This window comes from Paracidobacterium acidisoli (assembly GCF_003428625.2).
GTDB lineage: Bacteria > Acidobacteriota > Terriglobia > Terriglobales > Acidobacteriaceae > Paracidobacterium > Paracidobacterium acidisoli.
Map to the genome: position 1 here is coordinate 110,729 of NZ_QVQT02000003.1, position 22,084 is coordinate 132,812.

Annotated in this window: 16 protein-coding genes; 8 read left to right on the forward strand and 8 right to left on the reverse strand. The window is 59.1% G+C overall.

All coding sequences use genetic code 11. The features are described from left to right. Nucleotide 1: 1 nt before the first annotated feature. The gene (locus tag D0Y96_RS07960) at nucleotides 2-1,573 is read right to left on the reverse strand and encodes a M16 family metallopeptidase (RefSeq protein WP_117298856.1); all 1,572 of its coding nucleotides are present in this window, start codon (nucleotides 1,571-1,573) and stop codon (nucleotides 2-4) included. A 141-nt stretch (nucleotides 1,574-1,714) separates the two neighbouring features. On the opposite strand from D0Y96_RS07960, the gene D0Y96_RS07965 reads away from it, so the two are divergent. The 7 genes from D0Y96_RS07965 (at nucleotide 1,715) to D0Y96_RS07995 (ending at nucleotide 15,560) form a co-directional block, all read left to right on the forward strand. Continuing rightward, nucleotides 1,715-4,207 carry a 3-hydroxyacyl-CoA dehydrogenase/enoyl-CoA hydratase family protein gene (locus D0Y96_RS07965; RefSeq protein ID WP_117298857.1) on the forward strand — a complete coding sequence of 831 codons (2,493 nt, stop codon included), beginning with the start codon at nucleotides 1,715-1,717 and terminating at the stop codon, nucleotides 4,205-4,207. 8 nt (nucleotides 4,208-4,215) lie between these two features. Then, the gene (locus tag D0Y96_RS07970; RefSeq protein ID WP_117298858.1) at nucleotides 4,216-4,926 is read left to right on the forward strand and encodes a hypothetical protein; all 711 of its coding nucleotides are present in this window, start codon (nucleotides 4,216-4,218) and stop codon (nucleotides 4,924-4,926) included. Between the two features lie 15 nt (nucleotides 4,927-4,941). Then, nucleotides 4,942-5,529, forward strand: coding sequence for a hypothetical protein (locus D0Y96_RS07975; protein ID WP_117298859.1), 588 nt, complete (start codon nucleotides 4,942-4,944; stop codon nucleotides 5,527-5,529). A 20-nt stretch (nucleotides 5,530-5,549) separates the two neighbouring features. Next, entirely contained in the window at nucleotides 5,550-6,734 is a 1,185-nt protein-coding gene (locus tag D0Y96_RS07980; protein WP_117298860.1) for an acetyl-CoA C-acyltransferase, read from the forward strand. Between the two features lie 68 nt (nucleotides 6,735-6,802). Beyond that, complete coding sequence (locus tag D0Y96_RS07985; protein WP_117298861.1) at nucleotides 6,803-8,623, forward strand: acyl-CoA dehydrogenase FadE; 1,821 nt, start codon at nucleotides 6,803-6,805, stop codon at nucleotides 8,621-8,623. A gap of 306 nt (nucleotides 8,624-8,929) precedes the next feature. Then, the gene (locus D0Y96_RS07990) at nucleotides 8,930-11,434 is read left to right on the forward strand and encodes a S53 family peptidase (protein ID WP_117298862.1); all 2,505 of its coding nucleotides are present in this window, start codon (nucleotides 8,930-8,932) and stop codon (nucleotides 11,432-11,434) included. A gap of 430 nt (nucleotides 11,435-11,864) precedes the next feature. Beyond that, the gene (locus D0Y96_RS07995) at nucleotides 11,865-15,560 is read left to right on the forward strand and encodes an Ig-like domain repeat protein (protein WP_158562310.1); all 3,696 of its coding nucleotides are present in this window, start codon (nucleotides 11,865-11,867) and stop codon (nucleotides 15,558-15,560) included. A 165-nt stretch (nucleotides 15,561-15,725) separates the two neighbouring features. On the opposite strand, the gene D0Y96_RS08000 is transcribed toward D0Y96_RS07995, so the two are convergent. The 3 genes from D0Y96_RS08000 to D0Y96_RS08010 all read right to left on the reverse strand — a co-directional run bounded on the left by D0Y96_RS08000 (nucleotide 15,726) and on the right by D0Y96_RS08010 (nucleotide 17,592). Beyond that, nucleotides 15,726-15,902 carry a hypothetical protein gene (locus D0Y96_RS08000; protein ID WP_199480215.1) on the reverse strand — a complete coding sequence of 59 codons (177 nt, stop codon included), beginning with the start codon at nucleotides 15,900-15,902 and terminating at the stop codon, nucleotides 15,726-15,728. Then, nucleotides 15,899-16,306 (reverse strand): DUF6677 family protein, encoded by a 408-nt coding sequence (locus D0Y96_RS08005; protein ID WP_117298864.1) that lies wholly within the window; start codon nucleotides 16,304-16,306, stop codon nucleotides 15,899-15,901. The genes D0Y96_RS08000 and D0Y96_RS08005 overlap by 4 nt, the downstream gene beginning before the upstream one ends. A gap of 116 nt (nucleotides 16,307-16,422) precedes the next feature. Beyond that, entirely contained in the window at nucleotides 16,423-17,592 is a 1,170-nt protein-coding gene (locus tag D0Y96_RS08010; RefSeq protein WP_117299670.1) for a M24 family metallopeptidase, read from the reverse strand. Nucleotides 17,593-17,706: 114 nt separating this feature from the next. On the opposite strand from D0Y96_RS08010, the gene D0Y96_RS08015 reads away from it, so the two are divergent. After that, nucleotides 17,707-17,982, forward strand: a complete 276-nt coding sequence (locus tag D0Y96_RS08015) for a hypothetical protein (protein WP_117298865.1) — start codon at nucleotides 17,707-17,709, stop codon at nucleotides 17,980-17,982. A 70-nt stretch (nucleotides 17,983-18,052) separates the two neighbouring features. Here the strand turns inward: D0Y96_RS08015 and D0Y96_RS08020 are convergent, their stop codons facing one another. The 4 genes from D0Y96_RS08020 to D0Y96_RS08035 form a co-directional block, all read right to left on the reverse strand. Next, nucleotides 18,053-19,639, reverse strand: coding sequence for an NAD(P)/FAD-dependent oxidoreductase (locus D0Y96_RS08020; protein ID WP_117298866.1), 1,587 nt, complete (start codon nucleotides 19,637-19,639; stop codon nucleotides 18,053-18,055). Between the two features lie 249 nt (nucleotides 19,640-19,888). Next, a complete protein-coding gene (gene hpnI, locus D0Y96_RS08025) occupies nucleotides 19,889-21,088 on the reverse strand; it encodes a bacteriohopanetetrol glucosamine biosynthesis glycosyltransferase HpnI (protein ID WP_117298867.1) in 1,200 nt (399 codons plus the stop codon). Between the two features lie 118 nt (nucleotides 21,089-21,206). Further along, nucleotides 21,207-21,602 carry a MerR family transcriptional regulator gene (locus D0Y96_RS08030; protein WP_117298868.1) on the reverse strand — a complete coding sequence of 132 codons (396 nt, stop codon included), beginning with the start codon at nucleotides 21,600-21,602 and terminating at the stop codon, nucleotides 21,207-21,209. 9 nt (nucleotides 21,603-21,611) lie between these two features. After that, the gene (locus D0Y96_RS08035) at nucleotides 21,612-22,076 is read right to left on the reverse strand and encodes a hypothetical protein (RefSeq protein WP_117298869.1); all 465 of its coding nucleotides are present in this window, start codon (nucleotides 22,074-22,076) and stop codon (nucleotides 21,612-21,614) included. Between the last annotated feature and the right edge of the window lie 8 nt (nucleotides 22,077-22,084).

Consider the following 22,084-nt stretch of genomic DNA (forward strand, 5'->3'; position numbering starts at 1 on the left):
TTCACTTCGCACCTCCTGCAGGGGCTGCCGCTGGCCGGGCTTCGGCCTGCGAAGGGGCGTTGTAATCCACCTCCGCCCAGGTGCGGTTGGTATCGGTGAAGGTCTTATTGGCCACGCGGCGAATGTCTTCTTTGGTCACAGCGTCGATTTGTTTGAGCTGGTTGAAGAGCTCGCGCCAGTCGCCGTAGCGGAGCTGGTTAATGGCAAGCTCCTCGGCGAGACCCTGATTGTCGCCAAGGCTGCGCAGAATGTCGGCGCGGGCGCGGGTCTTGAACATAGCCAGTTCATCGTCGGTGACGTCGGTGGTTTTCAGTCGGTTGATCTCCTTGTGAAGGGCAGCGCGCATCTCCGCAGGGGTGTGGCCGGGGTTGGGCACGACGAAAAAGGCGAAGAGACCGGGATATTTCTCGCCGGGAAATCCGCTGAAGCCTTCGGCCTCGGCAGCAATCTGCTGGTCGCGGACGAGGCTGCGATAAAGGCGTGAGGTACGGCCGTTGGAGAAGATGTCCTGAATGGCCTCATAAACGGCGTCATCAGGATCGCGGTAATCGGGGCGATGGTAGCCCTCAAGGTAAAGCGGTTGGGAGGCGTCTTTGATGATGACCTGCCGCTCGGCGGTCTGTGGCGGCTCGATGGTAGTGATTGGCTCAGGCGATGGGCCGGAGGGGATCGCGCCGAAGTACTTTTCCAGAACAGGCAGAGCCTGGGTGGTGTCGACGTCGCCGACGACGGCAATGACGATGTTGGAGGGTACGTAATACTTTCTGTGGAAGGCCATAGCCTCGGTGGCATTGACCTGGCTGATCTCGCTCTCCCACCCGACGCCGGGGCGGCGATAGGGATGCGCAATGTAGGCGACAGCGAGGAACTGTTCGACAAGCCGTCCTATGGGGCTGGAGTCGACGCGCATACGGCGCTCCTCCTGCACGACATTGCGCTCCCGATAGAACTGGCGGGGGACGGGATTCGCAATGCGATCGCTTTCGAGATAGGCCCAGAGCTCGAGGCGATTGGAGGGCATGCTCCAGAAATACTGTGTGGCATCAAGGCTGGTTTCCGCGTTGAGGCCGGTTGCTCCGTTGGCTTCGGCGATTTGCGTGAACTCATTGGGGATGACAAATTTGTTTGCGGCCTGTTCAGCTGCATCAAACTGCGCCTTCAGCTCTTTGAGCTTCTGTTGATCCTGCTGAACACGCTTGCGGTATTCAGCGTCGTACGCGGTCCAGGCGTCCTCCAGCTTGTCGAGTGCGATCTTCTCGCCTGCGTAGTCCGTGGTGCCGATGTCTTTGGTGCCCTTAAAGGCGAGGTGTTCGAACATATGCGCCAGACCGGACTCACCACCCGGATCATTGGCGTCCCCCGCGTCGACGATGGTGAAGTAGGAGAAGACGGGGGCTTCGGGCCGTTCGCAGATGAGCAGGGTGAGGCCGTTGGGCAGCTTCTTTACAGTCACGCGCTTTTCAAGGCCGGCCTGGTACTGCGCGAAGCCGGACAAAGGAGCAAGAAGGGCCAGGATGCAAAGAATAAGCAGCCACTGCGCAGGGGAGGGGGATTTCCGTATAGGAAATTTCATCGTCTGAATAGAAACTCCGTCTATGTTTGACGCTAGACGGGTGTGAAAGTGGTGTCAAACGAGGCAAAGACAGGCTGGTCCTGCGTTGACGCCGTCTCCCGCCTTCGTTATACGTTGCTGTTGGCTCAAGGAGCACAGCTCATGAGTACTCTGTCCGCGACTGTAAACGCAGCACCCGCGACTTTACCCTTTCTGCGCCGCGCCGCCGTGCTGGGCGCGGGCACGATGGGCTCGCGTATCGCGGCGCATCTGGCCAATGCGGGGCTGGCAGTAGTGCTGCTGGATATCGTTCCGGCAAATACCGAAGGGAAGGCACGCAGCGGCATTGCATCCGGTGCGGTTGCGGCACTGCTGAAGGCAAAGCCGGCCGCATTTTATGAGCCGGGCAATGCGCGGCGGGTCACTGCGGGAAATCTCGAAGACGATCTGAAGCTGCTGCGGGAGTGCGACTGGATTATCGAGGCGGTGAGCGAGGACCTTGCAATCAAGCAGGTACTGCTCGAAACGATTGCGCCGTATGTGCGGCCGGATGCGGTAATCACGACCAATACCAGCGGACTGCCGGTGGCTTCGATTGCGGCGAAGATGACGCCTGAGTTCCGGCGGCGGTGGTTTGGAACGCATTTCTTCAATCCGCCGCGCTATATGCGGCTGCTCGAGGTGATTCCGACGGCGGAGAGTGATGCCGTAGCGGTTGCGGCGACCGCTGATTTTGCGGATCGAAGGCTGGGTAAGTCGATTGTGTATGCGCGCGACACGCCGAACTTCATCGCCAACCGGATCGGTGTTTTCGCCATGCTGACGGCGGTGCGGCGGATGCAGGAGCAGGGGCTGACGATCGAGGACGTGGATGCTTTGACGGGATCGGTGATCGGATGGCCGCGGACCGGGACGTTCCGGCTGGCGGATATGGTGGGCATCGACGTGCTCGCGCATGTAGCGAAGAACTTTGCGCACTCGAATGAAGCGGATGCAGCCGCGGTAAAGCTGCCGGCCTTTATTGAGACGATGCTGGAGCGGAAGTGGCTGGGCGATAAGGCAGGGCAGGGTTTTTATAAAAAAACCGGCAGAGATTCCGCCGAAAAGGATGGTTCGAGCGCGACGGATACGAAAAAGAATCGGCTGGCGCTCGATTATCAGACGCTTGAGTATCGTGCAGCGGCTCGGCCGAAGTTTCCTTCCGTGGAGATGGCAAAGAACGCCGATGCTCTGAGCGAGCGGCTGAAGCTGCTGCTCTCCGGCGATGTGCATAAAGATCGCGCTGCAGCGTTTCTGTGGCCGCTGCTGACCGGGATATGGAATTACGCGGCGGATTGTTTGCCGGAGATTGCGGACTCAGCGGCGGCGATCGACCGGGCCATGCGGACGGGATTCAACTGGGAGATGGGACCGTTTGAGATGTGGGACGCGGTGGGGGTGCGCGCGAGCTGCGATCGAATGAAGGCAGCCGGGGAGCCGTTGAGCGCGCAGGCGGAGACTTTGCTGACTGCCGGCGGAGGTTCCTGGTACCAGGACACCCGGGATGGGCGGCTGGTGTTCGATCCTGCGCAGCGCGCGTACAGGCCGGTCGAAGAGGCTGCGGGCATAGCGACGGCGGCCTCGTTCCGGCGGGCGAATGGAGTGGTGCGGACAAATCCCGGATGCTCGCTGATCGACATGGGCGAGGGCGTTGCTCTGTTAGAACTGCACTCGAAGAAGAACGCCATCGGCGGCGATATCGTTTCGATGGTGACCCAGACGCTGAGCGCCGGCGGACGGTATGTGCGCGAGTTTCGCGGATTTGTCATCTCGGGCGATGCGAGCGATTTTTCGGTCGGAGCCAACCTGATGCAGCTTTTGCTGGCGATTCAGGAGGGAGACTGGGAGGAAGTGGATTTTGCGGTGCGCGGTTTTCAGGGAATGACCGCGGCGATTAAGTTCTGTCCGCGCCCGGTGGTGGCCGCGCCGTTCGGAATGTGTCTCGGCGGCGGGACGGAGATCTGTCTGCATGCGGCGAAGCGGCAGCCGCATGCGGAGCTGTATATGGGGCTGGTGGAGACGGGCGTGGGGCTGGTTCCAGGCGGCGGGGGCACGAAGGAGATGCTGCTGCGGGCCATCGACGCTGCTGCGGAGGCATCGGGGGTAAGTCCGGCAGATATGCCGGCAAAGTTTGCCCGCTCGGCGGAGCTGCAGGACGCGTTGCGGCAACGCTTTGAGACGATTGCCATGGCGAAGGTTTCGACTTCGGCGGCTGAGGCGCGAGGGCTGGACCTGCTGACGGACGCTGATACGATTACGCCGAACCGGGGCCGGCTGCTGATCGAAGCGCGGAGTGAAGCGGTGCATATGGCGGAGGGCGGATATGCGGCTCCGGCGGCACGGATGGTTCCGGTGGCAGGCGAAGCGGTGCTGCCGACGCTGAAGCTGGGTGTGCATCTGATGCGGCAGGCGGAGTACATCAGCGATCACGACGTAAAGGTGGCGACGCAGGTGGCCCGCATTCTGTGTGGAGGATCACTGACGGCGGGATCGATGGTAAGCGAGCAATACCTGCTGGATCTGGAACGCGAAGCCTTTCTTTCACTGTGCGGGGAGCGCAGGACGCAGGAGCGCATTGCGTATACTTTGCAGACAGGAAAGCCGTTGCGGAACTGAGAGGTGCGATGCCCTGTCTGGAACTGAAGATTGCGGAAAAGCCCCACGCGCAGCCAGGCACGCGCCTGCGCGCTCTGCTGGATAAACCGAACGCGGCCGTACTGCGCCGCAACCATATTGCCGAAGTGAATGGGCCGCGCCTGCAGGAGCTGCACGAACAGCTGCGAATAACGGCGGTTCTGGCGGTGGATATTACCCATCCTCCGGCACAGAAACCTGCGCAGGACGATGTTGAGGAAGCTGAAGCTAACGATCTGGACGAAGCCATTGCGGAAATGCCCGAAGACCGGGCGGATGGAGAGTTCAGCGACAGCTTTGCAGCCGGTCTGGAGATATGGATTGCGCTGGAGAATGGCGCGGCGCGCGTTCTGGTGGATGCAGATGAGATTCCCGGGGCATTGCTGGTGTTTGACGCCTACTCGCGGCTGGCGAGGTACCAGCCCGCGTATCTGCGGCTGGATCAGCGAAAGGTTGGCATCTGCTATACCTTTCGCGAAGGGCTGACGATTGGGCTGGAGGGCGATCCGAAGCTGCTGGAGGAACACGAGGCGGCGGAAGTATTCGAGAATATGTCGGCCATTGCGGAGATCGACGATGTGCGGGAAAGGCGGCTGGTGACGCGTTTGCCGCATGCCGGGATTGCATACTGTCAAAGCCTGCTGCAGTCGGCGTCGGAGTGGCTGAGCGAAAACTCGTATCAAAGCATTCTGGGGTCGTAACCGTTCAGGTCAGCCATGCGGCGCACGATATTTACGGTGATGGTGGTGATCGGTCTTGCCGGAACCCTGCTCGCGCAGCTTGCGGAACAGGCTGAAGCGGGAGAACACACGCTTCCGAATGGAAGCGCAGTGCACTATCACATTCGGTTACTGCCGCCGGCATCGTTTCCTGAACTTCCTCCCGGCGTGAAACAGCAGCTGGTCCTGCGGCACTGCATGATTCCGCAAACGTATGAGGCGCGCGCGCCGGAGAACGTAATTCACGGAGCATTTGAACGCAAAGGCAGCAGCGACTGGGCGGTATTGTGCTCTCAGAACGGGACCAGCGCACTGCTGGTGTTTTTTGGCGATGCAGTCGAGAAGCCGATGACCTTACGTGCACAGCCCGACAACGAGTGGCTTGGTGCAGAGTATGCAGGCGCAATGTACGGGTCGGCGTGGGGCATTGCGGCGCGGTCTGCAGATACTATGCACGGGCGGCAGGTGGACGCGTTCGATCACGACGGGATCGAGGATGCGCACCTGGAGCGGTCATCGGTTATTCACTACTACCAGGATGGGAAGTGGCTGGCACGGGCGAGCGGTGACCAGGCCTCGCTTTGACAGAGCAGCAGGGAGGGAAAATGGCAGAAGTCTTTATTGCGAGCAGCATGCGGACGGCGGTGGGCAAGGCTCCCAGGGGTGCGCTGGCCGGCGTGCGGCCGGACGATCTCGCGGCCGTGGTGATGGGCGAGGCGCTGAAACGCGTGCCTGCGCTGGATGGGAAGGAGATCGACGATGTCATTCTGGGCTGTGCCATGCCGGAGGCGGAGCAGGGGATGAACGTGGCTCGGATTGCGAGCCTTCGCGCGGGGTTGCCGGTAGAGGTTCCGGCGATGACAATCAATCGCTTCTGTTCGTCGGGGTTGCAGGCGATTGCAATTGCGGCGCAGCAGATTATTGCCGGGCAGAGCGAGGCGGCGATTGCGGGCGGGACCGAGTCGATGAGCATGGTGCCGATGGGCGGCAATAAAGTGAGTGCGAATCCCTGGCTGATGGAGCACTATGCGGATACCTATCTGTCGATGGGGCTGACGGCGGAGAATCTGGCACGAAGATATGGAATTACGCGCGAGCAGGCGGATGAATTTTCGCTGGCGAGCCATCGGAAGGCCCTGGCAGCGATTGAGGAAGGAAGGTTCGCTGATGAAATCGTACCCATTATGGTTACAAATATGGCGCCGGGTGCTTCTCCGGCAAAGCCGGTGGTGACGGAGACGGTGTTCGAGACCGATGAGGGGCCGCGCGCGGATACGTCGGCCGAGGCACTGGCGAAGCTGAAGGCGGCCTTTCACGCACAGGGGATCGTTACGGCGGGGAATTCGTCGCAGACCTCTGACGGGGCAGCGGCGTCGGTGGTGATTTCCGGCGAGCGCGCGAAGGCGCTGGGCATTGAGCCGCTGGGACGGTTTGTGAGCTTTGCGACGGCGGGATGTCCGCCGGAGGTAATGGGGATCGGGCCGGTCTTGGCGATTCCGAAGGCGCTGAAGCTGGCTGGGCTGACGCTGGAAGAGATTGACCTGATTGAGCTGAATGAGGCCTTTGCGGTACAGGCACTGGCGGTGATTCAGCAGGCGGGACTGAACCCGAAGAAGGTGAACGTAAACGGCGGCGCGATTGCGCTGGGACATCCGCTGGGCTGCACGGGAGCGAAGCTGACGGCGACGCTGCTGCACGAGCTGAAGCGGCAAAAGCTACGCTATGGGCTGGTGACAATGTGCGTGGGCGGCGGGATGGGCGCGGCGGGTGTATTTGAGCGGGTGGGATAAACAATTCAACTGAAACATGGAAACCATAAAAGCAGCGTAGGATGGCTCGTTGCGGAGGAGTTCCTGTTATGACCACGACAGTCATGCCTGCTCCGGTTGCCGGCGGCGGCTTTTTGTTGAGCGAGTCGGACCCGGAAAGCATTTTTACTCCCGAGGATTTTTCCGGGGAGCAGCGGCAGATTGCCGAAACGGCGGCTCAGTTTGCGGCGAACGAGGTGCTGCCTGCGGCGGAGGCGATCGAGGCCAAACACTTCGATGTGACGCGAGGACTGCTCAGGAACGCCGGTGAGCTGGGGCTGATGGCGGTCGATATTCCTGAGGAGTACGGCGGACTGGAGATGGACAAGGTAACGTCGGCGATTATCGCGGACCGCATGTCGGTGCTGGCGAGTTTTTCGGTGGCGTTCAGCGCGCACGTGGGGATCGGTACCCTGCCTCTGGTGTGGTATGGCACGCGGGCACAGAAGGAGAAGTATCTTCCTCTGCTGGGAACAGGCGAATGGCTCGCCGCCTATGCGCTGTCGGAGGCCTCATCGGGATCGGACGCGATGAATATCCGGACGCGGGCTGTGCTTTCCGAAGACGGACAGCATTATGTTCTGAACGGCGAAAAGATGTGGATCACGAATGCAGGTTTTGCGGACCTGTTTACGGTGTTTGCGAAGATCGTGGACGCATCGGAACCGGACATCAGGAAGACGAAGATGTCGGCATTTCTGATCGAGCGGAATACGCCGGGACTGACGGTGGGTGCGGAGGAGCACAAGCTCGGGATTCGCGGCTCATCCACCTGTCCACTGATTCTGACCGAGTGCAAGGTGCCTGTGGGGAATCTGCTGGGCGAGGCCGGCAAGGGGCACCACATTGCATTCAACATTCTGAATATCGGCCGCTTCAAGCTGGGCGCAGCATGTGTGGGTGGTGGGCGGACATCGCTGGCAAACGCCATCCTCTATGCGAAGGAGCGCAAAGCCTTCGGCAAGCCGATTGCGGAGTTTGGACTGATTCAGCAGAAGATTGCGGATGCAGCCGCGCGAATTTATGTTGGCGAGTCGATGACGTACCGGACGATTGGAGCAATCGATGCGGCACTGGCGGCGATTCCATCCGAGCTGGCACATGATGCGAAGGAGATTCAGAAGCGCATTGAAGAATACGCGGTTGAGTGCTCGATTCTGAAGGTGTGGGGATCGGAGATGCTGGATGCGATTGTGGATCACAGCGTGCAGATCTACGCAGGCTATGGGTATGTCGAGGAGTATCCTGCGGAACGGGCATATCGGGATTCACGGATCAACCGGATCTTTGAGGGGACGAACGAGATCAACCGGCTGATCATTACGGGCTTTCTGATGAAGCGGGCAATGACCGGGCAACTGCCGCTGCTGCCGGCGATCAAACAGCTGATGGAAGAGCTGATGGCTCCGCCGTCGTTTGACGGAGCGAGCGGAGACGAGGATGTCCTGGCTGCGGAGGCGAGGCTGCTGGCGAATGCGAAAAAGCTGGTGCTGTTTGCGGCCGGCGCGGCGAGCCAGAAGTATATGAACGCTCTCGCAGATCAGCAGGAAGTGATGGCAGCGCTCGCGGATATGATCACTGAGGTCTATGCGCTGGAATGTGCTCTGCTGAGGGCACGCAAACTGGCCAGCGGTACGGGTGGCGCGCCGGCGGCACTGGCCGCGCAGATGACGCGGCTTTATGCAGTGCGCGCGTTCGACACGATTGAGTCGGCGGCACGGCAGGTGATTGGCGCGATTGCCGAGGGCGATATGCTGCGGACGCAGATGGCGATCTTCCGGCGGCTGACGAAGCGTGAGCCAGCGGACGTGGTGCTGGCCGGACGAGCCATTGCGAAGGCAGCGGTGGAACAGGGGCGGTATCCGTTGTAATGCCGTGCGATTTCTCGCGGAGATGTTGCATTTTCTGTCTATCCTTTTCTCTCGACCCGCGTCCAAGGGCTTAGATTTCCCGGCGCAGGTTATGCCGGGCGCAGATTCTTTACGTGTGATTCCCGGCGTCCTTTGCCGGTTCCACAGATGAAGCTGTGATTCTCGCAGTGATTTCCTGCTCCCAGCGCTCGGTCCCACGTCGATGGCTGTGGTGTGTGACATGGACGTTGCGCCGCTTCCCGCGAGCGGCGCAGACAGGTGCGCTTTGCAGTGCACGATGATGGAGCCGGGAAAATGCCCCCAGGGATGCGTGGTTTCCTTACCCTTCTTGCTGCTGTTGTTTGTTCCTTTCAGGCCGGCGCTGCCGCGGCGCAGCGGGTTTCACAGGCAATCGGCGAGAGCGGGCGTGTCGCGCTTGCGGGGACCATTGACCCGCGGGCTGCGGCGCAGTTCGACACAGGCCCGGTAGCAGCGGGAATGAAGATCAATGGAATGACGATGGTGTTTGCGCCGACAGCAGAACAGCAGGCCGATCTGGACGCGCTGGTGAAGGCGCAACAGACACCAGGTTCGGCGGAATATCATCAATGGCTGACCCCGGCAGAGTATGGGAGCCGGTTTGGGCTGAGCGACAGCGACCTGGCGAAAGTGGAAGCGTGGCTCGAACAGCAGGGCTTCAGCGTCGATCGCGTGGCGAACAGTCGGGACAGCATCACATTTTCCGGTACGGCGGAGCAGGTGCAGGCCGCTTTTCAGACGGAGATTCACCAGTTTCGGATCGGCGGAGAAACGCATTTTGCCAACGCTGCGGCGATCAAGGTGCCTGCGGCGCTTTCCGGTGTTGTGCGAACGGTGCGCAACCTGAATGATTTCCGGCCGAAGCCTTTTGTGCGATTCAGGCCTCAGACGGCAGAGGAGGCTGGACCGGGTTTTACTTCCTCACAGGGCGGAAGCCACTATCTGACTCCTAAAGATGTGGCGACGATTTACGACATCAATGCGGCGTACAACTCGGGCTACACCGGTACGGGGCAAACGATTGCAATTATGGGTCAATCGGCCGTGGAACTATCGGATATCGAGAATTTTCAGAGCGCGGCCGGGCTGACGGTGAAGGCTCCGACAATGGTCCTGGTGCCCGGTTCGGGAGGCTCCGCGGTTGTCTCAGGAGATGAGGCGGAGTCGGACCTGGATCTTGAGTATTCGGGCGGGATAGCAAAGGGTGCCACGATTGATTTTGTCTACACGGGAAATAATCCGAATTACGGCGTTTTTGATTCGATTCAGTATGCAGTGGATGAGGACATTGCTCCGATTATCAGCGTGAGTTATGGCGACTGCGAAACCGATCTGGGATCGAGCAATTATGCAGCGCTGAATGCGATTCTTGAACAGGGAGCCAGCCAGGGACAGACCATTGTCGCGGCTTCAGGCGATGACGGCTCGACGGCATGTTATGGCATAAAGGGGATGACGACGACAGAGCAGGAGGCGCTGGCGGTCAATTTCCCTGCGAGCAGCCAGTATGCAACGGGACTGGGTGGGACGGAGTTTCCGGCGGCGGATGTGGCCTCGACCAACACAACGTACTGGGACTCGGCCAGCGGGAGCGATGTAATCAGCTCGGCGCTTTCGTATATTCCGGAGGGTGCATGGAATGACGACTCGTCTTCGCTTGGGGCAATGTATGCGCTGTCCGCCGGAGGCGGTGGCGCAAGCGGACTGACGGCAAGGCCGAGTTGGCAGACGGGTGCAGGGATTCCGTCCGGAAATGCTCGGCTGGTTCCGGATATCTCTCTGGATTCGTCTGCGGATCGTGCGGGCTATCTGTATTGCTCGAGCGATACGTCAGGGTGGTCGAGCGAGCAGAAGGCAAGCTGTAACAGCAGTTTTCGTGATGCGAGCTCGCAGGACCTGACGGTGGCCGGAGGCACGAGCTTTGCGGCGCCGATATTTGCCGGAATGATGGCAATTCTTAACCAGAAACAGAACGCGACGGGGCAGGGCGTTGTGAATGCGACGCTGTACACAATGGCGGCGAATGCGGCTACCTACGCGTCGGCTTTCCACGACATCACAAGCGGCAGCATCGCGTGCTCGGCGGGACCGAGCTACTGTTCGGCGGCAGGTGAATCGGGCTTTTCAGCCGGAACAGGCTATGACGAGGCCACCGGTCTGGGTTCCATCGATCTTTACAATCTGCTGATGGCATGGCCTTCGGGGTCGTCGACCGGCTCGGGCAGCGGGAGTGGCAGCTTTGCGCTGCAGGCGACTAATGTGACCGTGGCCGCGGGCAGCTCCGGCAGCTCGACGGTTACGGTTACTCCGTCAGGCGGGTTTACGGGCGCGGTGAATCTGGCCTGTGCGGTGACGGCGAGCCCATCCGGCGCCACGGATGTGCCGACATGCAGTGTGAGCTCGTCTTCGGTGAGCATTACCGGTACGGGCGGCGTGACGGCGCAGGTTACGCTGGCCACGACCGCCGCAACCGCCGCGCTGCAGGAGCCGTTGCGGAGGTATGTCTTTCCTGCGGGAGGCATCGCCGCGCTGGCGGTCGTGTTCCTGTGGGGCATACCTTCCCGCCGGCGAGGATGGCGGGCGATGCTGGGCATGTTGATTCTTGTGATTTGTCTGGCCCCGATGGGCTGCGGAAGCAGTGGGTCAGGGGCGACCAGTAAAAGCACCGGCGGGACAGGCAGCGGAACCACAACAGGGACGACTGCGGGAAGCTATACGGTGAAGGTGACCGGGACGGCCGCTTCCGACAGCAGCCTTACGGCATCCACGACGTTTATGCTGACGGTGAATTAGTGGAAATGAAAGTCTCCGCTATGTTTCCGGGCACGGACCGGATCTCTGAACCAGTGGCGGATAAACCGGGCGGGGGGCTGCCGTCCGGCCGCTTTTTTGCAGGGCATTAAATATGAGTTTGGTGAAAGAGAAACGATCTTCGCAGCGCGACTTCCTTTTTCAAATTCCGTCTACAATCATGCCGGATGATGACGTGATGATGCCGGGGTTTGCTTGACAGCGGCATTTCGATGTCATACAACCAGCACACTGCTGAGTCCGAGGAAGTAATTCCCAATATGGTTGCCGCGCTGATGCATCGGATCGTTGATTTTCATCAGGCTGGTACCAGATACTCCTATCGACGCATCACCAGAATGCGTAACCGCCGTTTGATCACAGATTCGGCTGACGGACGGCTCCGAGCACACCTTTTTTGGACAGGATGGCCATGTTACTCACAAGAATCCGCTCCCTCCACATTGCTGCTGCCGCAACCACTGTTCTCGTCTCACTGCTGACGGCTCCGGTCTTCGCACAGACCGCCGCGACACCCTCGCTGGTTGCCAGCCGCATTACCGCACCCATCAACGAGAACAATCTGGTGCCTCTGAAAGGTAATGTGCATCCGCAGGCGCGAGCGCAGTTTGACCGGGGCGCGGCGTCCGGCTCATTGCCAACGGGCCAGCTTGTTCTGGTGCTGAGCCGCAGCGCACAGCAGCAACAGGCTCTGACGCAGTATCTGGCTTCCCTGCAGGATGTGAATTCTCCGAATTATCACAAGTGGCTGACGCCGGAGCAGTATGGAGCACAGTACGGAGTGAGCGATGCGGATCTGGATGCGGTGCAGTCATGGCTTACCTCAAAGGGCTTTCAGGTAGGGACAGTGCCTGCATCGAGAAACTTTATGAGGTTTTCAGGCACGTTCGATCAGCTACAGACCGCCTTTCACACGTCGATCCGTAAATATCTGGTTCAGGGAGTGATGCATTTTGCCAATGCCAGCGATCCACAGATTCCGGCTGCTCTGGCGCCGGTGGTTGCGGGTGTGGCGAAGATGAATGATTTTCGGCCGAAATCGAACGCAAAGTTAGGGGGAACAGGGCGCTATGACAGTGCATTGAAAAGGATCAAGCCTGACTTAACTCTGTTCGATAATCAAAATAATCCGTACCTGTATGTTGATCCGGCAGATGCTGCGACGATTTATGACACACCGAATGCAACGCTGAATCCGAACTATTCCGGGACGACGTATGACGGAACCGGGGTAACGATCGGGATTGTGGGCGATTCAAATGTCACGATGCAGGACATCATCAATTACCGGGAGACGTTCCTCGGAGAGACATCCGGAAGCACAAACAATCCGACCGTGATTGTGGAGGGCAACGATCCGGGAATCAACGGAGATGAAGGCGAAGCACTGCTGGACAATGAAATTGCCGGCGGGATCGCTCCAAAGGCAACGATCAATTTTTATACCGCGGATAATACCGATCTGCAGGGTGGCATCATTCTGGCGGCGTTGCGCGCGATCGGGGATAACACCGTCAGTATTCTTAATCTGAGTTTTGGTGAGTGCGAGGCTGGAGAGGGAACAAGCGAAAACCAGCTCATCAGCGAGATGTGGGAGGAAGCCGCAGCGCAGGGTATCAGTGTGACTGTTTCGACAGGCGACAGCGGCTCGGCAGGCTGCGATAACGATAATACGGAGACGCAGGCGCAGTTTGGCCTGAATGTGAACGGCCTGGCCTCCACGCCCTTTAATATTGCCGTGGGCGGCACGGACTACGATGCGCTCATCGGCAACAACGGTCAGGCCTTCAGCCAGTATGTGAATGTCAGTAGTAGCGGCTCGGCTCCCTATTACCGGACGGCAAAAAGCTATATTCCAGAAGAACCCTGGAATAACTCGACCTTCCCAAATACAAACGTCGCATCGAACGTTCCCTATTTGGATCCAAATACAGGCAATACCAACATCGTTGCAGCTGGCGGTGGACAGAGCAGCTGTGTCGCTCAGGATCAGTTTGGAAATTGCGAGGCATACTCCAAGCCGTCGTTTCAGACTTCTCTGACACCCAATGATCAGGTTCGCGATCTTCCTGACGTCTCCCTGCTTGCGGCTGACGGATTTTACGGAGCACTTTGGGCGGTGTGCGCTGACAATGTGGCGGATGGAGATTCCTCTTCCACCTATACCGATTGCCAGACATCGGGAGGACAGATCACCGACCAGACTACATTCAGCGGATATGGAGGCACATCCGCTGCGGCTCCTGCATTTGCCGGCATGCTGGCGCTGGTGGAACAGAAGACGGGCTCGCGCCTTGGTCAGGCAGATTACGTGCTGTACAACCTGGCAAGCTCAAAGTACAGCACCGTCTTTCATGACGTTACGACTGGTGATAATTCGGTGGTGTGCACCGGCGGGACGGAGGCAGACTGCAACTCGGCGGGCTTCCTGACTGGGTATAATGCCGGGACCGGGTATGACTATGCGTCCGGCCTGGGCAGCGTGGACGCGGCACAGATGGTGAACAACTGGAGCAGTGTGTCGCTGGCGTCTACATCGACAAGTTTTGACATTAATGGATCGACAGCGGCAGTGAATGTTTCGCACGGTACAAGTCTGATGTTCAAGGTCGGGGTGACGCCTGTTTCGGCGACCGGCGACGTGGCCATTGTGGATAATGCAGATGGTTCTGCCAACGGTCCGGTGAGCAGTAATAATGGCAACCAGACGGTGCTGACACTTTCAGGTGGAGCAGCGACCACCAACTACAATGGTTTGCCAGGCGGCAGCTATACCGTTTATGCCAACTATGCCGGAGACGCCTCTCATGCATCCAGCCAGTCTGCCGGCATCAGCGTCACGATCTCCGCTGAATCGAGTGCGACAAATCTGGTTGTGAGTGCATATGATCCGGTTGCGTGCGCGTCGGGATCGTGCGGGGCGATATCGGGAACTGCATTCACCTATGGACAGTTCATCTCTGCCGATGCCCAGATTCAGGGAACCTCTTCTGACGAACAGAAGAACGGGACAGAAGGAGTGGCGACTGGTTCGGTAGCTTTCCTGAATGGCTCGACGAAACTTGGCACCTCAAATGTAACCTCAGATGTCAGTGTTGCGTCCTACACCACGCCCAGTAATGCGTTCCCGGCATTTCCGGTCGGCTCCTACAATCTGACCGCGCAGTATTCAGGAGATGCGAGCTATCACGCGAGTACGAGCAACGCAGTTGCCTTTACGGTTGCCAAAGGTTCAACCAGTCTCAGTGGGAGTGCCAGCAGCACGAGCATTCAGGCTTCCAGTTCAACTAACGTTACTGTACTGATCAGCACAGACAGCGAAGGCGCATTCCCTACCGGAACGATTACGCTGACGGCAAATGGCAAGACCGTAGGCACGGCTACCAGCTTTAACAATGGTTTTGAGACCAATAACACTTCCGCAGCTGAGGCGATTATCAGTGTGTCAGGCACCAGCCTGAACAGCGGAAGCAATACGATCACGGCCAGCTACAGCGGTGATGCCAACTATGCCGCGTCGAGCGGAGGCAGCGTAACAGTTGCGGTGAGCGGGACGACGGGCAGCGCCGGTTTCGGTGTGACTGCAGCGCCGCCTTCGCTTACGATCAATCCGGGAGCGACGACAGGCAATACATCGACTATTGCCGTGACGCCGAGTAATGGTTTCACTGGCAGCGTGGCTCTGGCCTGCTCTGTGGCCAGTCCGGCGGGCGCGACCGATCCGGCAACCTGCAGTCTTAGTTCAAGCTCGGCGAATGTAACCGGCGCAACGGCCGCCAATACCACGCTGACGATCAACACAACGGCTTCCAGTACTGCCCACAATAGTCTGCCGCTGAAGAAGTTCTTCACGACAGCGGGCGGAGTGGCTCTGGCACTGGTGGTGTTCTTCGGGATTCCAGCGCGGCGGCGGGGCTGGCAGACCATGCTGGGCCTGCTGATTGTGATCGTTACCCTGGCCGGAGTTGGCTGCGGCGGCGGCGGTGGCAACAGCGGCGGCGGCGGTGGTGGCAGCATGGGTACCACGGCGGGCACTTATACCGTGACCGTAACGGGCACCAGTGGAAGCCTCCACAGTAATACAACGGTGACGGTGACGGTGAACTGATAGCGCAGATGCCGTCTGATTCAGGGCGGGGCCGCATCTTTCGGGGTGCGGCCTTTTTCCATTGAATTCCGGAAAAGACAGAATGCAACCATGCGCGCTGTTCAGGCGGCAGGTTTTCAGGATGCGTTCAGAGCAGAATTTGAAACGGAGGGCGGTGCAGCTTGATCAGTGGCGGATGAAGTACATCAGCCAGCTGGCCAGGATAACGGAACCGGCGAAGAGTACCCAGCAGAAGAGGCCGTAGCGGATCATGGCGCGGGGCGTGGCGCGCTGCGTGATGCCGAAAACCACGGATGCGAAGACGGCGTAGATGAGAACGGCGGAGAAGTGGGAGAGTGTCACGAAGCTTTTCTCCCGATGCGAAGATTGTGAGCGTCAACGGCGGAGATGAAGTTCAGCAGCCCGGCAACGACGGCGAACTTGGTTCCGTAGTCGGCGGTGGCCGTCTGCACGGCGGTGTGGCCCAGATTGAGAAGCTGCCCGATGAAGTAGAGAAGTCCGGTACCGAGATCACCGGCAAAACCAAGCATGTCAAGCATGTCGCCGGTATTTGGCTGGTACAGCTTTGCCTGCATGGCCAGTCCGAGGGCAAACATGGTGGTGATGGAGGTGAAGAGAAGAAGTGCGCGTATCCAGTGCCGGGTGAGCAGATGCCCCGCGCCGGGGATGAGCCAGCCGAGCAGCAAAGCTCCGTAAACAAAGCCCTGGGACTCCTTCTTTTCAGGCACCTGAACCTTTGAGACCATCCCTTTGACTATACAGGAACCCAGTACGTCAGACAGAGATTCCATGTATGGTTTGCAGGAATCCGGGGCGGATGGTCAGGAGGTGGCCTGTTCTCCGGTGCCGGGCTAAGGGCTTCTTAAATTCTCACCAGATCGCGCTGGATTCGGCCTGTCGGTGCGGCGCTGTCGGTGGTGGTGATCATGTTCAGCTCGCTGCGCACGCCGAATTCGGGCAGGTAGATGCCCGGCTCGACGGAGAAGCAGGTAAAGGGCAGGATGAGACGCTCGTCGTGGGTCTCAAGATTATCGAGATGCGCGCCGCTGCCGTGCAGTTCGGTGCCGATGTTGTGGCCGGTGCGATGCGTAAAGTATGGAGCGAAGCCGGCCTTGCGGATGACCGAGCGGGAAGCGTCGTCGGCCTGCCAGCCGGCGATGGGATGTTTCGTGGCGAAGGCTTCTGAGATTGTGCTGACGGCGGCGTCGCGGGCGTCGCGCACGGTGGTGAAGACCTGTTGTTCGCGATCAGAGGGCTCGCGGCCGACGACACCGGTCCAGGTGATGTCATACCAGATGGTGCCAGGGCGGTTTTTGCGTCCCCAGATATCGATGAGAACAAAGTCGCCTTCGCGGATGGGCCTCGCGGTTGTGGATGTGGGCTCGTAGTGCGAGTCAGAACTGTTCTGATTGACGGAGACATTGGGGCCGTTTTCCCAGACAAGATCGGCACGGCTCATGGCTTCCTGAAGCCAGAGAACCATGTCGTACTCCGTGGGCTGAGAGCCGGCGCGGATGCGGCGCCCGATCTCGCGAAAGCCTTCGGGAAGAATTTCGTCGAGTGCTCTTTGTGCTTCGTAGTGGCTTGCGATCTGTTCCTCAGAGAGTACAGCCTGGAAGTGGCTGACGAGATCGGCGGAGGAAACGATAGTTTTACCGAAGGCGCGGAGCAACTCGATGGTTCCGGCATCAACCATGGAGACGTACATGATGGCGTTGCGCGGGGAATACTGCATCGCGATGCGGCGATAAGGAGCGAGCATAGCGCCGAGTCCTGCTTCGAGCTCCTGCCAGGAGGAGTAGACGCCTTTCGAGCCAGGAAGCATGTCGAGTCGCCCGGCTTCGATTCGATGGACGAGCTTGCGGGGCTCACCTGTGGCGGGGATGACGTAATACCAGCGCCGCGTGACATGCGCGTCTTCGGGCAGGCCGAGGATGGCATAAGCCAGCGGGTCGCGGTGGTGGTGGTCATAGAAGAGCCAGGCGTCGAGCTGCTGCTCGCGGAGGGCGGACTGGATCGCGTCGAGGTTCACGGTGGCCACCGAGGATGAGTGTAACGCAGCTGGAGGGGGGCCGGCGGAGAACTGTGCAGACCGGATACCGGACGGGCTCGGCTACAATCGGTTCATACAGGCGCAGGAGCGACGATGCAGCGAATCGCTGTGCAGATACTGAAGGGCCTGCTGATGGCCGCTGTTCTGCTTTATGCGGGAGACTGGGTAGTCTTTCACCTTCGAGCGATGCGGGGTATGGCGATGGGCTCGATTGAGGTTGATCAGTTTCTGGCGACCCCGCTGAAGGGCCACAAGGAAGAGTTCGACTACATGGGCAGCGCGGATGTGGCCTGCGCGCGCGCATTGTTTCCGCACGACGGAGCGCCGGCCTGCTGGTGGGTCGAACGGCATAAAACGCACTGGGAATAGAACGGATGCGATGTCTATATGCGTGCCGATTCCTGAGTAACTGCGAACTATCCCGGCACGATGAAGAAACCTACTTTTTCTCGTGATACTCCTGCTCGGTGTTGATCGCCCATAGCGCATCCTTGTCGAGATTTCCGACGAGGATGTTGTCCACGGCGGTCATCGCCGTGAGCATAGAGTGATCCTGATTGTTGTACTTGTGCATGCCGTTGCGGCCGACGAGGAAGAGGTTTTCAAAGCCATCCATGTAGCGGACGATTTCGTCGAAGCGGTGATACGTGCCGAAATAAGCGGGGTAGGTTTTCGGCACGCGCACAACGTGTGCGTCGAGTACATCGGAGGATTTCAGAATGCCGATCTTTTCAATTTCAGCGATGGCGAACTTTGCGATCTTATCGTCGGGCATCTTCCACAGATCATCAGAGTCGTAGCAAAAATATTCGAGACCGATCCAGATTTTTGAGGGATCGGCAACCATGTATGGGCTCCAGTTATTGAAGATCTGCAGGCGGCCGACGAGAACATCGGGTTCCTGGATATAAATCCAGGTGTCTTTAAGAAGCGAACCGTCGGGCTCGGTCACTGTAAGCCGGTTGACGAGCAGGCCAACGGTGATGAAGTCGCGGTAGACGAGGCCGTCGGCGACTTCGCGGACCGAAGCGGGAACTTCTGTGCCCGGATTGGGGAAGTGCAGGCTGCGCAGCAGCTCGCGGACGGGCATGGTGGAGAAGACGTAATCGGCTTCGATGGTGCGGGTTTCTCCATGCTCGTTGATGGCCTCAACGGAAGCGATGCGATTGCCGGCGACATGGAGCCTGGTGACCCGCCAGCCGAGACAGACCTCGCCTCCCCTGTTCGTAACCAGATCGGCGACATGTTCCCAGAGCTGGCCTGGTCCATATTTCGGGTACAGGAACTTCTCGATGAGAGAGGTTTCTGTATCCTTTTGCGCAATATCCCCGGATTTCTTCGCGCGGAAAGTCTTCTTCAGAAAGTGAGCGATGGCCGTGCGCAGGGAAAGTCCCTTGATGCGCTGCGCACCCCACTCGGCGCTGATGTGGTCGCAGGGAACTCCCCAGACCTTTTCGGTATAAGACTTGAAGAAGGTGAGATAGAGTTCGCGGCCGAAACGATTGATGAGAAAGTCTTCCAGAGTCTTTTCTTCGCGGCGCGGAAAGAGATGGGCTCGCAGATAGCTGAAGCCGATGCGTACCATGCGTCCCAGTCCAAGCTGGCGAATGGTCTGGCCATTCAGCGCGAGCGGGTAATCGAAAAAGCTGCGCAGGAAATAGATACGGCTGCGACGGGGCCGCACCAGCATGACCAGATCAGAGTCAGGTGATGGGGAGCCGTTTTGCGAAATGGTTCGCTCACGGCTCTGATAGCGGATGGAGTGCTCTTCGCTGTCATTCTCGCTGGAAGCGATGGGCAGCAGAGAGGTCCACCAGTCCATGACGCGATCGGACTTTGAGAAGAAGCGGTGGCCTCCGATATCCATGCGGTTGCCGCAGTACTGGATGGTGCAGGAGATACCGCCAATGCGCTGCGTGGCTTCGAAAACGATGGGCTGAACGTCAGAGCGGCGCAGAAATTCGAGGGCTGCGGTGAGGCCGGCAGGGCCGGCACCGATGATGACAGCGGTTTTGCCGGTGCTCACTGGGCGGCTCCGGCGTTGCCGTGCAGGCAGAGATGATACGGCGAAAGTGGTGCGCCGATGAGAAACAGACAATATTGCATATAAAACTATGTTCGAGCCAGCGGACCATCCAGGCAACCCGCATGCCGGCAGAGCGATCTGTATGGGGCTGGAGAGCGGCGGCCTCTTTCCTTGTTATTGCAACTATAGACGGAGCGGGGGCAAACAAGTCTGCCGACAGAGAAAGATCCCGTTTCAGACAACAAGCCGTTAGATGGCTGAGACGGCAGAGCCTCCTCGCCGTTCTTCGGCGATGGCGTGCATGAGGCCACCCGGCATCAGGCGATAAACTTCTCCGCGCCAAAGGATTTTGTTCGATCCATAACTCGCCATCCAGTAACAGAATCCGAGAAAGTCGCGCAGAGGATAAAGCAGGATGGTCCGCAACAGGTGTCGCTCTTCCACTACCGAGGCACCCACGATGGCGGCCAGGAGCATACGGATGACCAGGCTATAGAGCAACAGGGCGGAAGCGAGAAATGGATGATGGAGGGCCAGCGCCGCGACGAAAGACAACAGGCCAAAGGGCACCGAGAAGGTAAGTGCGGTGCCGAAGTGGCCTTTGGGGCGCGAGAAGCGGGTGGATTTCATCCAGCGGATCTGATGCTTCTGGGAGGCCGTAAAACTCAGGTTGAGGATGACATGATCGATGACGTGGGTGGAGAGAACGACGGTGTGCCCATGGGCGGCGATTTGATTGCCGAGCACGAAATCATCGGCGCAGTAAGGGCCGAGGATACGGAAGCCGCCAATCTCATCAACGCATGGACGACGCACGGCCATAGTAGGGCCGAGGGTGAACTGCATGCCTTCCATCATGTCCGCAACGAGGACGCCGGAAGTCATCTCGATGGACATACCGGCAGCTTCGAGCTTCGACCAGATGGTGCCTTTATCGGCGACTCCGCGATAAAGGCAGGTGACAGCTCCGACATTGGCATCTGCGAAGGGAGCAACGACTGAGCGGATATAGTCCGGTGTAACACGGACGTCGCTGTCGCTGATGATGAACAGATCGTGGCGGGCTGCTGCAGCCATGCGCTCCAGTGAAGAGACTTTGGCGTTAATGTAGACAGGCTCCTCCGCGATGAGGAACTGGACAGGGATCTGCGGATAGCGGGAGGCTACCTGACGGGCGATGGCCAGACCGGTATCCGTGGCGCTGCGGGCGCAGAAGAGGATTTCGTAAGAGGGATAATCCTGGAGAAAGAAGCTCTCAAGATGGATGTCGAGATTTGGCTCTGCCCCGTGAAGCGGCTTAAGCAGGCTGACCGGCTGCTGAAAGGTCTGCGATTCCGCTCTGTGTCTTTTGCGGCGAATGAAGCGTATGGCTCCGGCGATCACGAGGCCGGTGAAGACCGAGGAGGTGAGCAGGCCGAAGAGCCCGAGGCCGAGAAGAGCTTTCAACATAAGAAATGGTCTGCCGCGCAGGGCTGCTGCAGCAGAAAATACCCTCTTCAGATTACAGGAGGTGTGATGACTCGTGCAGATAAAGAGAGGGACGTTATCGCGGTGTCATATCAGGACGTTAACGTCTGGCCTTCGCTGCCGGAACGTCAACGGGACGGCGCAGCGGAACCATAGCCGCGCCCTGCGGAGCGGCCTGCTGCATGCGTGAGAGCATCTCGGTACGAACGTAGTGTATGAAGTCCTGCATCTGCCGGTTCATCTCCTCCATGCGCTCGCGCATCTGCAGAATGATGGCGATGCCGGCAATGTTGACTCCGAGATCGCGTGCGAGATTGAGGATGAATTCAAGGCGCTCCAGGTCCTCATCGGTATAAAGGCGGGTATTGCCTTCGGTGCGCGACGGCTTCAGCAGGCCTTCACGCTCGTAAAGACGCAGGGTCTGCGGATGGATGTCGTACATCTCGGCCACTGCCGAGATCATGTATGCGCCTTTGGATTTGCGTTTGGTCGGCATAGGATCAGGTCAGCTGGTAAATAATTTTGCCCGGGCGTCAGTTGCTTCGATCTGTCCGAAGGCGATGCGGCGAGGCAACAGGTTACGAAGTTGTCCGCCGATGATGCGATAAGGAATGACGGCTTCGGTACAGTATCCGTTCTTCTGCTCGATATGAAGCAGCACTGCGTCGCGGTAACCTTCCTTCGAGGGCTGGCTGAGCGCGATGTTCGCCGCCATTACCGCAGCCTTGATGGAACCGCGGCGGGCCTCTTTCACGAGATATTCGCCGAGCAGATGATAGAGGCGCTCCGGATCGCGGGGAAGGCGTGGAATATCGAGTTTGGCGCGCTCTACCTGGCGATCGTTATCCATGAAGAAGCCGAACGGACCCAGCTCGCCGTAACGGCGGAGTACGACGCGGGCAAAGGACATGGCGGCATTCAGCAGCTCATTGGCGACTTTCTGGTCCTGCGTCTGTTCGGTCACTGCCATTCCCTGCT